This window comes from Occallatibacter savannae (assembly GCF_003131205.1).
Classification (GTDB): Bacteria; Acidobacteriota; Terriglobia; order Terriglobales; family Acidobacteriaceae; genus Telmatobacter; species Telmatobacter savannae.
The window spans coordinates 862,399-875,244 of sequence record NZ_QFFY01000001.1 but is presented as its reverse complement, the minus strand read 5'-3'; the positions used below and the strand labels follow the sequence as shown (position 1 = coordinate 875,244).

Annotated in this window: 11 protein-coding genes; 8 read left to right on the top strand and 3 right to left on the bottom strand. The window is 60.9% G+C overall.

The features are described from left to right. Window positions 1-39 precede the first annotated feature (39 nt). The 3 genes from DHV10_RS03845 (at window position 40) to DHV10_RS03835 (ending at window position 3,460) form a co-directional block, all read left to right on the top strand. A complete protein-coding gene (locus tag DHV10_RS03845; RefSeq protein ID WP_109484966.1) occupies window positions 40-1,620 on the top strand; it encodes a hypothetical protein in 1,581 nt (526 codons plus the stop codon). Between the two features lie 115 nt (window positions 1,621-1,735). Then, window positions 1,736-2,230, top strand: coding sequence for a GAF domain-containing protein (locus DHV10_RS03840; protein ID WP_109484965.1), 495 nt, complete (start codon window positions 1,736-1,738; stop codon window positions 2,228-2,230). Window positions 2,231-2,488: 258 nt separating this feature from the next. Continuing rightward, on the top strand, window positions 2,489-3,460 hold the full coding sequence (locus DHV10_RS03835; protein ID WP_109484964.1) for a deoxyhypusine synthase family protein: 972 nt from the start codon (window positions 2,489-2,491) through the stop codon (window positions 3,458-3,460). Window positions 3,461-3,589: 129 nt separating this feature from the next. Here the strand turns inward: DHV10_RS03835 and DHV10_RS03830 are convergent, their stop codons facing one another. The 3 genes from DHV10_RS03830 to DHV10_RS03820 form a co-directional block, all read right to left on the bottom strand. Next, window positions 3,590-3,781: a Flp family type IVb pilin gene (locus DHV10_RS03830; protein ID WP_109484963.1), complete on the bottom strand. Its 192-nt coding sequence runs from the start codon at window positions 3,779-3,781 to the stop codon at window positions 3,590-3,592. 234 nt (window positions 3,782-4,015) lie between these two features. Continuing rightward, entirely contained in the window at window positions 4,016-4,753 is a 738-nt protein-coding gene (locus DHV10_RS03825) for a nucleotidyltransferase family protein (protein WP_109484962.1), read from the bottom strand. 5 nt (window positions 4,754-4,758) lie between these two features. Beyond that, entirely contained in the window at window positions 4,759-6,201 is a 1,443-nt protein-coding gene (locus DHV10_RS03820) for a RapZ C-terminal domain-containing protein (protein WP_109484961.1), read from the bottom strand. A gap of 279 nt (window positions 6,202-6,480) precedes the next feature. Here DHV10_RS03820 and DHV10_RS27495 point away from each other — a divergent pair, with 279 nt between their 5' ends. The 5 genes from DHV10_RS27495 (at window position 6,481) to lysA (ending at window position 12,275) form a co-directional block, all read left to right on the top strand. Next, window positions 6,481-7,776 carry a chromosomal replication initiator protein DnaA gene (locus tag DHV10_RS27495; protein WP_204101315.1) on the top strand — a complete coding sequence of 432 codons (1,296 nt, stop codon included), beginning with the start codon at window positions 6,481-6,483 and terminating at the stop codon, window positions 7,774-7,776. 515 nt (window positions 7,777-8,291) lie between these two features. Continuing rightward, window positions 8,292-9,509 (top strand): tetratricopeptide repeat protein, encoded by a 1,218-nt coding sequence (locus DHV10_RS03805; protein ID WP_109484959.1) that lies wholly within the window; start codon window positions 8,292-8,294, stop codon window positions 9,507-9,509. Between the two features lie 90 nt (window positions 9,510-9,599). After that, window positions 9,600-9,962: a PspC domain-containing protein gene (locus DHV10_RS03800; protein ID WP_109484958.1), complete on the top strand. Its 363-nt coding sequence runs from the start codon at window positions 9,600-9,602 to the stop codon at window positions 9,960-9,962. Next, the gene (locus tag DHV10_RS03795) at window positions 9,959-10,798 is read left to right on the top strand and encodes an alpha/beta fold hydrolase (protein WP_109484957.1); all 840 of its coding nucleotides are present in this window, start codon (window positions 9,959-9,961) and stop codon (window positions 10,796-10,798) included. The genes DHV10_RS03800 and DHV10_RS03795 overlap by 4 nt, the downstream gene beginning before the upstream one ends. A 187-nt stretch (window positions 10,799-10,985) precedes the next feature. Next, on the top strand, window positions 10,986-12,275 hold the full coding sequence (lysA, locus tag DHV10_RS03790) for a diaminopimelate decarboxylase (protein ID WP_204101314.1): 1,290 nt from the start codon (window positions 10,986-10,988) through the stop codon (window positions 12,273-12,275). Window positions 12,276-12,846 lie beyond the last annotated feature (571 nt).

Genomic DNA, 12,846 nt, shown 5'->3' with positions numbered 1-12,846 from the left:
TGCGAGCCTTTTTGTCGCAGCGAGCACCGGGAGGGATGAATGCGTGAAGCGGCTTGGTCTGCAGTTCTGATCATTGGTTTGTCGGCGGCGGGTTTGGTCTGTTCGGCGCAGAATGAGGTTCCGCATAAGCTGGAGCCGGGCAAGATGGCGAAGACGGCGACGGTGGATCCGCGGTATCTCTCGTACAACGTGGAGATGGTCGAAGTGATTGGCGGCAGGTTCTGGGCGCCGTATAAGGACTCGAATGCGGAGGCTGCGCCGAAGCCGCCTGATCCGAATCAGCCCGCGGGGTTGGACCCGAATCTCTTCCAGCAGAGGAAGCCGATCGATTTGTCGGATGCACGGCTGCGCAAGCTTGCTTCCGCGCTGGGCCCGGCTTACATGCGCGTGAGCGGAACGTGGGCGAACAGCGTGTTTTTTCAGGACAACGATGCGCCTGCTCCGGCTGCGCCGCCGGAGGGCTACCGTGGCGTGCTGACGCGCGCGCAGTGGAAGGGCGTTGTTGATTTTTCTCGCGCGACGGATGCCCCGATCGTGACTTCGGTGGCGATCAGTGCGGGCGTACGCAACAAAGAGGGCGTGTGGACTCCGGATCAGGCGAAGGCCTTGTTTGACTACACGCGCAAGGCGGGCGGGACCATTGCTGCGACGGAGTTCATGAATGAGCCGACGATTCCGGCAGCGGGTGCTGCGCCAAAGGACTACGACGCTGAGGCGTTCGCGCGCGATGCGAAGTTGTTTGGCGATTTTGTGCATAAGGAGTCGCCGAAGACGTTGTATCTGGGGCCGGGCGGAGTGGGCGAGGGAGCGGAGGGGCTGATTTCGTCGCGGTTCCGGATGAACATGATCAAGAGCGACGACATCCTGAAGGGTACGGGACCGATTTTCGATGCGTTCTCGTATCACTTCTACGGGGCGGTGTCGAAGCGGTGCGGCGGAACGATGACGGTGGAGAAGGCGCTGACGCCGGAGTGGCTGAACAGCACGGACACGACGGAGGCCTACTATGCTGGGCTCCGCGACAAGTATCTGCCGGCGAAATCGTTGTGGCTGAATGAGACGGCTGAGGCTGCGTGCGGCGGGGACAGGATTGCGGCGCAGTTTGTGGATACGTTTCGATTCGTGAATCAGCTCGGGACGCTGGCGCAGAAGGGCGTGAAGGTGGTCATGCACAACACGCTGGCGGCGAGCGACTACGGTTTGCTGGATGAGAGCACGATGCAGCCGCGGCCCGACTATTGGGCCGGGGTGTTGTGGAAGCGGCTGATGGGGACGACGGTGCTGAATCCGGAGGCGCAGGCGGATCCGGCGGTGCGGGTGTATGCGAATTGCATGCGTGGGGTGCCTGGGGGCGTGGCCATTGTCGCGATGAATACGGATGCGAAGGAGAAGCACTCGATTGCGATTGCGACGCCTGCGGAGAAGTATGTGCTCACTTCGGATTCGCTGACGAGCAACGCTGTGGCTTTGAATGGGGCGGTGCTGAAGGCCAATGCGGATGGTTCGTTGCCGGCGTTGAACAACGAGCATGTGAAAGCGGGGACCGTTGAGCTGGCTCCGGCGAGCCTGGTGTTCATGGCAGTGCCGTCGGCGAAAAATGCTGCATGCAGAGTGAAGTGAAGCGGAGTTGCGTCGCATCGTAGCGAGATCCCACTCATCGCACGATCAAGCTGTGCGATGAATGGGCCACAGACCTGTTGTGCTGATTTGACGAATTGACCTGGAGATTCCCCTTATGCAGAAGGCGCCTGTACCGCCGGATGAGAACGCGAGAATCGAAGTACTGCGTGCGCTGAATATTCTGGATACGCCTCCGGAGGAGCGCTTTGACCGGCTGACGCGGCTGGCGCGACGGGCGTTCAACGTGCCGATCTCGACGGTGACGATGGTCGATTCGAATCGGCAGTGGTTCAAGTCGTGCGGGGGCGTGGATGTGCGCGAGACTCCGCGGGAGATTTCGTTCTGCGCGCATGCGATTCTCTACGATGATTTGCTGGTGGTGGAGAACGCAGCGAAGGACGCGCGGTTCAAGGACAACCCGTTTGTGACGGAGCATCCGAAGATCCGGTTTTATGCGGGGTGTCCTCTGGTGGTGAACGGATACCGGATCGGAACGGTCTGCGTGATTGACATGAAGGCGAGGACGTTTACTGAGGAAGACCGGCAGCTATTGCGGGATCTGGCGCGGCTGGCTGAGCAAGAACTTGTGCTGGCGGAGACGGGACCTTGAATGGGCGGATGTAGATCTTTGTCTCCCACCCTAACCGCCAAAAGCTGCGGTTAGGATGGGGCACCCGTGCATCTTGGCTGTGCATGCGAAGAGCAACTGCGGGTTCGTCCACTACGGTTCGCCTCAGGCGACCTCTGGTCGGAATGACAGACACCCTGTGCGTCGAAGATGGAGAGCGCAACGGGCTGCAATGTGGTGTTCATTTCCTGCTGATTTCGCTGTGTTAGCGTAGGGAACGGGAGTTAGAAACAGCGGAAAATGCCAGAGATCAGTTCATTTATCAAGCATCATTATCGTCATTTCAATGCTGCGGCTCTTGTGGACGCGGCGGAAGCATACAAGGCCCATCTCGCGTCGGGCGGCAAGATGTTCATGACCATTGCGGGCGCGATGAGCACGGCGGAACTGGGGCTGTCGCTGGCGGAGATGATCCGGCAGGACAAGGTGCATGGGATTTGCTGCACCGGAGCGAACCTCGAAGAGGATGTCTTCAACCTCGTTGCGCATGATTTTTATGAGCGCGTGCCGCACTATCGGGACCTGACGCCGGCGGATGAGGCGGCGCTGCTGTCGCGACATATGAATAGAGTCACCGATACGTGCATTCCCGAGATGGAGGCGATGCGCCGAATCGAGAACGAGGTTCTTGCCGAGTGGGTGAAGGCGGACAAGGCGAATGAGCGCTTTTTCCCGCACCAGTTCATGTATAAGATTCTGCTTTCGGGCGTGCTGAAGGGCTCGTATCAGATCGATCCGAAGAACAGCTGGCTGCTGGCTGCGGCGGAGAAGAATCTGCCGATGTTTGTGCCGGGCTGGGAGGATGCGACGCTGGGGAATATGTACGCCGGGCATTGCATCTCGGGTGACGTGAAGAAAGTGCACACGGTGCGCACGGGCATCGAGTACATGATGGAACTGGCGGAGTGGTATACGGAGACGACGAAGACGGCACCGCTCGGGTTCTTCCAGATTGGCGGCGGAATCGCGGGAGATTTTCCGATCTGCGTGGTGCCGATGCTGCACCAGGATCTGCAGCGCGAGCATGTGCCGCTATGGGCGTATTTCTGCCAGATCTCGGACTCGACGACGAGCTACGGGTCTTATTCCGGCGCGGTGCCAAACGAGAAGATCACGTGGGGCAAGCTGGGCGAGAAGACGCCCAAGTTCATCGTGGAGTCGGATGCCTCGATCGTGGCTCCGCTGATATTTGCCTACGTGCTGGGGTGGTAGAGCAGGCGCAGAGACCTGCTGAACAGCCACTGAGCTGCTGAACAGAAAGCGACGCGGGTTCGAGATGTACTCTCGCACTCGGCGTCGCTTTTTTCCTGGGGCCCCGGGGAAGTGATGAAGAGCAGAGTTCTAGACGTTTGAGGTCAAGGTCGACGCCGTCTGAGAGAACGCGTTGTTCAGACCGCTGGCTAGAACACCCATTCCGGTTATGGCGCCAAAGGCGATCAAGGCGACAACCAGCGCGTATTCGACCAGATCCTGGCCTTCTTCACGCTGGATAAAGCTGCGAAGGGCCAAATACAAGATCCCTAACGAATGCATAAATCCTCCACTACTGGTTTGGTAGGGACGATGATGCATGAGGGTATAGAGGGGTGTCTATGGCCCTTCAGTAACATTCGGGAGTTTCTCCCGAAGTGAGATCCGGGTACCTTTACCGCTGATTCGGGTCGCAGTTGGCCCGGCCTAGCTGAAAACATGAAAGTTATCTCTTATGGATCCGCACCGAGATCGGTTACCGTCGCCTACTTTGGCTCCCTAGTGGACTGAGAGGTGTCAAAGTTCGAAGGATGCGTCGGCGATGTCGCGGGAGGCGGCGGCGATCTGCTCTGGGCGGCCGAGGTCGCGCCAGTAGTACTGGTCGGCCGCAAAGGAGATGATCGATTCGCCCGCGGCAGCTAAGCGAAGGTAGACAGGGACGATGGAGAAGACGCCTTCTTCGTGCATGAGATCGAAGATGCGCGGAGAGATGATGTGAATGCCGGAGAAGGCGCGAGCGTGGAGTTCGCGGGCGGGGTGGACCTGCTCGACCGGACCGTTGAGGCCGGAGCGGCGACCGCACATATGGCCGGCCTCGTCGAAAAGCAGGTAGCGCGATGTCGGGCGATCCTGGACGGCGAGGGTAGCGAGAGCGCTGGTGTTGCGGTGGTGCCGCAGCATGGCTGCGAAGTCGATGTTGCTGAGGACGTCGACGTTATGGAGGAGGAAGGGCTCGTCGCCGTTCAGATCCGGGCGGAAGAAGCTTGCAGCTTGTTTCATTCCACCGCCGGTGTCGAGGAGGATCTCTTCGCGGGAGATCTCGATGTTCATGCCGAAGTTGTGGTGCGCGGAGAGGTAGTCGGCGACTTTGTCGGCGAAGTGATGCGTGTTGATGATGACTTCGACGACACCGGATGCTTTGAGGCGCGCCAGCGTGAGTTCGAGGAGGGTGCGACCGGCGACTTCGACGAGAGCCTTGGGCCTGTCGTCAGTGAGCGGGCGCAGGCGGGTGCCGAGGCCGGCCGCGAGGATCATCGCCCTCACGATGCGAACTTCTCCGGGAACTTCGATTCCATCTCGATGTGGCGGACGACAACCTCGACGCCTTCGCGAGCGCGAAGGTGCTGAGCGAGTTGGTCGGCAAGGAAGACGGAGCGGTGCTGGCCTCCGGTGCATCCGAAAGAGATCATCAAGTGTGCGAAGCCGCGGCTGCGGTAGGCGGTGACCGTGGAGTCGACGAGAGCGGAGACGTGCTCGAAGTAGCGATGCACTGAGCCCTGTTGGTTGAGGTAGTCGATTACGGGCGCGTCGACGCCGGTGAGCTGCTTGAATCGTTCTTCGCGGCCGGGGTTGGGAAGGCTGCGCGCGTCGAAGACGAAGCCGCCGCCATTGCCGGACTCATCGACGGGCGGCTGGTGATGGAAGGAGAAGCTGAAGATGCGCACCGTGAGGTTGTCGGTGCCGGTGGCGATGTGCATCAGCTTTTCTGACGCAAGCATGCCCTGGAAGCACTCCATCAGCGCGGGCAGGGCAACGGGTAGTTTCACGTTGTGCGCGAGCCAGCGAATGTTCTTGAGAGCGTAGGGAACGGACTGGAGGAAGTGCGGCTTGCGTTCGTAGAAGCCGCGGAATCCGTAGGCGCCGAGGGCCTGCATGATGCGCACGTAGACGTAGGCGTAGTAGTGCTCCATGAAGGCCGCGCGATCGAGCGGGATGAATTCAGCGACTCGATCGAGATAGTCATCGAGCAACTCCTGTCGAACAGCGGGAGGCAGGTCGGCTTTGCCGTCGTAGAGCAGGGAAGCGATGTCGTATTGCAGCGCGCCTTTGCGGCCGCCCTGGTAGTCGAGGAAGTAAGGCTGGCCATCGCGGAGCATGACGTTGCGCGACTGGAAATCGCGATAGAGGAAGTAGTCGTGCGGTGCGGCGAGAAGGAGTTTGGTGAGGCGGGAGAAGTCGTTCTCGAGAGCCTGTTCGCTGAACGGAATTCCGGCGAGGCGCAGGAAATAGTACTTGAAGTAATTGAGGTCCCAGTTGATGGACTGGCGATCGAAGCTGGAGCGCGGATAGCAGACCTTGTAGTTGAGGTCGCGGCCGGCTTCGATCTGGAAGCGCGGAAGAGTGGCGACGACTTTGCGGTAAATGTCGATCACAGCGGGCGAGATGTCTTCGCCGGAGCGATTGGCGCTGAGGAATTCGAAAAGCGTGGTGTCGCCGAGGTCTTCTTCGAGGTAGGCGTTGTTGGCGAGGTCCTCTTTATAGATATGGGGGACGGGCAGGCCGTGGCGGAGGAAGTGACGCGAGAACTCGAGGAAGGCGACGTTTTCTTCGCGGACCGGGTACAGGATGCCGATGGCGCTTCCGGGTGAACCGGAGAGGCGGATGATGGCGCGTCCGGAGCCGCCGAGCTGGCCCTGCAGAGGCTTGACGATCTCGGCCGGCGAGCCGAAGTGCTGTTCGTAGAGTCGCTTGAGTACGTCCATGCTTTTCAGTTGCGCGTGGGGCGCGGGTGCTCTCTAAAGATAACGCACGAGAGTTGGCCCGGCGTGTGGGTCCGAGCGTGAGAAGCAGGCGGGAGTAGGTCGCAGGAGACTTCGAGCAGAGTACAACGCATTTTGCGTGATGAGGCTCCAAGTCATAGGCGTGTGGCTGGGCGCGGTCCGTAGGAGCAGGCGCAAACTGAAATGCCCACGCCGGATTCGCCCGTCATTAGAGAACGCATATTTAGAAGCGACGGGCGCGATGAAGGAGGATTTCTCCCCATGGCTGCAACCAGAGTGATGCGTTGTATTTTGCCAGCGTTTTTGCTGGCGCTTGTTTTCGCTGCGGCACCCGCGAGGATGCGCGCGCAGATTGCGATCAGCGTTACGATGGCGCCGCCGGAGCTGCCCGTTTATGAGCAGCCGCCCTGTCCGGAGGAGGGGTGGATGTGGGCGCCGGGTTATTGGGCGTACGACGACGATGAGGGCTACTACTGGGTGCCGGGCGAGTGGGTGCCTGCGCCTTATGTTGGGGCGCTGTGGACGCCGCCGTGGTGGGGCTGGGAGGGCGGTCGTTACCGCTTTCACGAGGGGTACTGGGGAGATGATGTCGGATACTACGGCGGGATCGACTACGGCTACGGCTACATGGGCGAGGGCTTCGTGGGCGGTGAGTGGCGCGATGGGCGGTTTGCGTACAACACGGCGGTGATGCGGGTGAATACGACCGTGGTCCGCAACGTTTATGTGGACAGGACGATCGTGCAGGAGCGAACGATTCCGAACGAGCGGCGCATTGCGTACAACGGAGGGCCCGGCGGCATCCGGCACGATCCGACGCCGATCGAGCGCAGAGGCATGTCGGGCAGGCACACGGCCCTGACGCCGGTGCAGCAGCAGCAGATTCAGGCGGCACGCGCGGATCGCAGCTCGTATGCAAGGGCAAATGGCGGGCGTCCGCAGAGAGTGGTTGTCGCGAGGCCGGAGAGCGGAGGAAGGATCGGAGGTGCTCCGATTGCACCTGCGCCGTCGAGAGGTGAGGTTCGTCCTGAGCCGTCGCGTACTTCGCCTGCGTATCGAAACGAGCCGTACCGGGAGCAGCAGAATCGGCGGCCGGAATCGAGGCCGGTGCCGACGGAGAGGCGTCCTTATACGGAATCGCGCCCGGCGCCGACGGAGAGAAATCCTTACCGCGAGCCGGCGCCTCGTCCTGAATCGAGACCAGCGCCGGAACCGCGCCAGGAATCGCGGCCATCACAAGAGCCCAGATACGAACCGCGGCCCGCGCCTCAACAGGAAAGGCCGAGAACCGAATCGCGTCCGCAACCGCCTGCGGAGAGACCGCGACCTGAGTCGCGTCCTGAGCCGCAGCCAAGGATGGAGTCTCGGCCTGCGCCCCCGGCGCGTGAGTCGAGGCCGGCGCCGCCTCCGCGTGAATCGCATCCGGCTGAGCCTCATGCAGGTGTGAATCGTCCTGCGCCGCAACGCGAAGCAGCACGGGCAGAGAGCAGGCCGGCTGCAGCGCATCCTGAAGCGCATGGCGGAGGTCCGAAGCAGGAGAAGCCCCGGTCTGAGTAGCGGGGTTTGCGTAGGACTGCAATCCCGCGAGAGAAGGCGTCCGTCAGGGGCTAAAGCCCAGGTCGATTTTGCGGAGCGTTTCGGCACGACTGAAGTCGTGCCCTGACGCTTCCGGTTTCGGTTTGCTTCTGGTGCGACGACTGGCTTTTGGCGGCATTGCAAAACCGTTTGATGAAGAGTCTGTTTATCAGCAGGAATTGTGCCCAGGGGCTGAAGCCCACGTCGATTTTGCAGGGCTTTTCGGCACACTTCGGCTTCGCTCAGGGCAAGCTAAAAGTCGTGCCCAGACGCTCCCGGCAGACAGCGGAAGGGTATATCCCTCAGGGGCTAAAGCCCGCCTTTCTTGGGGAGCTTAGCGGCACGGCTGAAGCCGTGCCCTTTCAAACCGTGCTGAGTCGATTCTTTTCAGCAAGCTGCGAAAGTCGCGCCTTTCAGAGCTTGCGGAGACGGTCAATTGCCCCGGCTAAACTTGGAGGGATGGGAATCCTCTCAACTCCAAGGTGTGATGGGGCGATATGGCTCGCCTGACTCAGACATGCTTTGCCGGGATTCTCGCCCTCCTGATTGCGTCGGCTTCGTCTTGCCGCGCTGATGCGCGGGTTCATACCAATGCGCTGAACTTCGACCCGAAGGTGCGGGAGGCGTACCACTCCTTCTATCTGCTGGACTATCCGGCCGCGGTGCAGCGGTTCGAGCGCATTCACGCAGAACATCCCGGCGATCCCTACGCAACGACGATGCTGCTGGAAGTGATGATCTTCCAGGAGCTGTATCGGCAGGATCTACTGGACACGACGTTCTATGCGAACGACGGGTTTCTAACCGGCAAGCACGCGACCAACGAGGATGCGAAGAAGCGCGATGAGATTTTCGCGCTTGCGGATGAGGCCGTGCGCGAAGCGGACTGGCGCGTAAGCAAGAACGGCAACGATGTAGATGCGCTGTTTGCGCGCGGGTGGGCGCGAAGTTTGCGTTGCACGTACGTGGCGATGGTGGAGCGCGGGTTCGGAGCGGGGTTCCGGCTGGCGGGCAAGGCGAAGGACGACTGCGAACGTGTGCTGAAGATCGATCCGAACTACGTAGACGCGAAGCTGGTAGTGGGCGTGTATGAGTACGTAGTTGGGGCGCTGCCGTTTCCGTTCAAGATTCTGATTGGCTTTGCAGGGATCACGGGTTCGAAGTCGAAGGGAATGGAGCTGCTGCGCGATGACGCGGCGCGGGGCGTGGCAACGAAGGTGGATGCGAGTACGGTGATCGCTCTGTTTCTGCGGCGGGAGGGAAAGTATACAGATGCGATCCAGGTGGTGCTTGGGTTGAAGCAGCAGTATCCGCGGGATTTTCTCTTCTGCCTGGAGGAGGCGAATCTGCGCAAGGACGATGGCCAGGGTATGAAGGCCGTGGATGCCTATCGCGCCCTGATCGCCGACGGGCAGAAGCCGGGCTACTTTGCGGAGGCGCGGCTGGAGCTTGCGTATTTCGGGCTGGGAGATGCGCTGCGCGGGCAGCGGCATTATGGAGAGGCGGCACAGGCCTATGAGATGGCTGCGGCAGAGAAGAACGTGGGCACGGAGCTGAAGGTGAGAACGCTGCTGGACGCTGGGGAGTGCCATGACGCTCTGGGGGAGCGGGAGCAGGCCGTGAAGGACTACCAGGCGGCCATCGATGCGGGCCCGAATACCTCGCGAGCAGACACAGCACGAAAGCGGCTGAAGTCGCCCTACAAAGTGAACTGATCGTTGTCGTTGGCGGTAGAGAAGGTCCGGGAGGGGAACCGGCCAGCCGTGATTTGCGTAGTGATATGGTGAAAACGGAGGTTTCTCCCAATGGCCTTTTTCTGTCAACGCTGTGGAACCGGATTGCCGCCGAGCGCGCGGTTTTGCTCGAACTGCGGGAATGTGGTGACTGCTGCTCCGCCCGCTCCCGGGAGGCCGCTGGTGAGGCCCATTGTGGGACGACAGATCGCGGGAGTGTGCATCGGCGTGGCGCAGGCAAATGGTTGGAACGTGACCACGGTTCGCATCCTTACGGTTGCCGGATTTCTGCTGACGAGCGGGCTGGTCGGGGTTGCGTATCTCGCCGGCTGGATCGGTATTCCTGAAGAGCCGGTTGGAATGCCGGGGACTTACCCGCCGGGAAATTATCCTCAGGGGCCTTTCCCTCCGGGCGGGTATCCTCCAACTGTATGAGCAAGACCTACGAATCGCAGGGGGCACGCCTGAGTTACGAAGAGATTGGTTCAGGCGTGCCGATCCTCTTTCTTCATCCCACTCCACTGGATCACACATACTGGCTTCCTTCTCTGAAGGGAATCGGAATCGGCGAGTACCGCTCGATTCTGCCGGACTTTCGCGCGCACGGGGCCTCTGAGTTGGGCGACGATCTGCCCATCGGCGGATTCTCGCGCGTGCCGGATGCGCCGGTGCTGAGCATCGGGCAGCTCGCGTCGGACGTGCTGGCGCTGATGGATGAGCTGGAGATTGGAGAGGCGGTGTTTGCGGGCTGCTCGATAGGCGGGTACGTGATGCTGGACCTGTGGCGGAGAGCGCCGATGCGGATGCGCGGGCTGGTGTTTGTCTGCTCCAAGGCGCAGCCCGATGCTGAAGCGAATCTGGTGAAGCGCGTGGAGACGATCAACAGGCTCAGGCGAGAAGGGACGGCGGGCGTGTTCGACGGGAATGCGCAGACGCTGATCGGGGCGAGCACGCGGGCGCGACGGCCTGAGGTGGTGAGCGAGCTGCGCGCGCGAATGACGCTGATGCCTGAGGCAGTAGTTGCGGTGCAGGCGGGGCTTGCGACAAGGCCGAATTCAGTGTCGGATATTGCGGAGATCGATGCGCCGGTGCTGGCGATCTGCGGCGGTGAGGATCCGGGGATCACCGAGGCGGAGATGCGGGCGTTTGAGGCTGCTCCGGGTGGATGCGAGTTCCATCTGTTGCCGGATGCGGGGCATTTCGCGGCGTACGAGCAGCCGGAGACGGTGGCGGCTATTATGCGCCCGTGGCTTGCGCAGTTTGAGTTCTGAGATTGAATTCCCATTCATCGCTGCGCGATGAATGGGGCACAGGTCCTTGTTCCCCACCCAAGCAAAGCTTGGATGGGGCACCCCTTCTTGTCTCCACAACTGAAGGGGACATGGGGTACCCGCCTCGTCGATTGAGTGGAGCGGATGCGATAGGCTCGGAGTATCACTCCATTTCGGGTAGCCTCGATTGAAATCTGATCAGAACAATTTATCTCGTCCTTTTCATGCGGCTGGTGCGCGCGGCGTGTTGGCGTGCGATGGTGTTTCGCTCCAAGCGCTGGCAAAGCAGTATGGCACTCCGCTGTACGTTTATTCGGGTACTCAGATTGTGGAGCGGCTGCGGCTCTTTCAGAGTGCGTTTGCGGGGCGCGAGCACCTGGTGTGCTATGCCGTGAAGGCGAACTCATCCCTGGCGATTCTGAAGCTGCTGGCGGAGAACGGAGCGGGCTTCGACATCGTATCGGGCGGGGAACTGGCGCGGGTGTTGGCGGCCGCGCCCGAGGCTGCGGGACGTGTGGTGTTCTCAGGCGTGGGGAAGACGGCCGAGGAGATCGATGCTGCGCTTGACGCGAAGATCCTCGAGTTCAACGTGGAGAGCGAGAGCGAGCTTGCGTTGCTGGCATCACGTGCAAAGAAGCGCGGCGTGAAGGCGCGGTTTGCGCTGCGGGTGAATCCGGATGTGTTTGCGGATACGCATCCGTATATTTCAACGGGGCTGCGAGAGCACAAGTTCGGGATTGATATACGGCAGGCGGCGGCGATCTACCGTGCGGCGGCGAAGAACAAGTGGCTCGAGCCGCATGGCATCAGCGTGCATATTGGGTCGCAGATTCGTTCGGCGGATCCGTTTGGGGCGGCGATCCGGCGGGTGAGCAAGCTTGCAGCGCAGTTGAGGAGCGAGGGAGTCTCTCTGTGCGTGATCGATGCGGGCGGGGGGCTGGGAATCGACTATCACGCCGGCGGTGATGCTTCTGATCCGGCGGCGAAGGTGGCGGAGTATGCGGCGGCGATTGAGAAGGCGCTGGATGGTTTCGAGGGCAGGCTGCTGATCGAGCCCGGGCGGTTTATCGTGGCGCAGGCCGGGGCGCTGGTGACGCGTGTGCTGAATGTGAAGAAGAACGGCAAGAAGACGTTCGTGATTACGGACGCGGCGATGAACGACCTGATCCGGCCAGCGCTGTACCAGGCGTATCACGAGATTGTTCCCGTGAAGCCGCGAGCGGGAAGAACGCGCGTCGTAGATGTGGTGGGGCCGGTGTGCGAGACGGGGGACTTCTTCGCGCGCGATCGGGAGATGAAGCCGGTTGAAGCGGGCGATCTGCTGGCGCTGCTGGATGCGGGTGCTTACGGCATGGCGCAAAGCTCGAACTACAACTCGCGCATGAGGCCTGCGGAGGTGCTGGTGGAGGGGAAGAAGTACCGGCTGGTTCGGAGACGTGAGGAGATGAGAGATCTGCTGGCGACGGAGATGGTGTAGGAGCAGTTGTCAGTTGTCAGTCTTCAGTTTTCAGATCCCATGTCTCCAAAATCGGGAGACATGGGGCACCCGGCCCCCGAATTTTCGGCGCGTGAGGAGATGGGGGATGCTGGCGAGGGAGACCATCTAGACAACCTACTGATCTCGTGGTCTGGCAACTACAGTAGAAAAGACTCGAGCCGGTTTCCCATTCCAAAAGTAAACAGTTCCGTCGGGAGCGTCAACGGAACCCTCGCGCCCCTCTCCAAAAAACGTGACGTATGCGATCGGCCCAAAACTGGCGTGAGCCAAGGCCATCGCAGATCGAGCGGTGTAATAGAAGCGGGTCAGCAGGGTTGCGCTCCGCCTTTGTGCCGGGAAGATGACTTGCCCGATGGAGTCTGTGGAGAGGTCTATTTCATGATCGGAGTCTTCGACGGAGTAGTTTTCGTAGCTCAAACGCAGGAGCATGCCTCGAAGTGGATGACCTGCTTCATCTGAGACGACTATGGTCCATTGCGGTGATGCGAGGTAAGGGATAGGAACGAGCAGTGCGACCAAGACAGCTACCGCAAGCAGCCTCAGTTTTCGC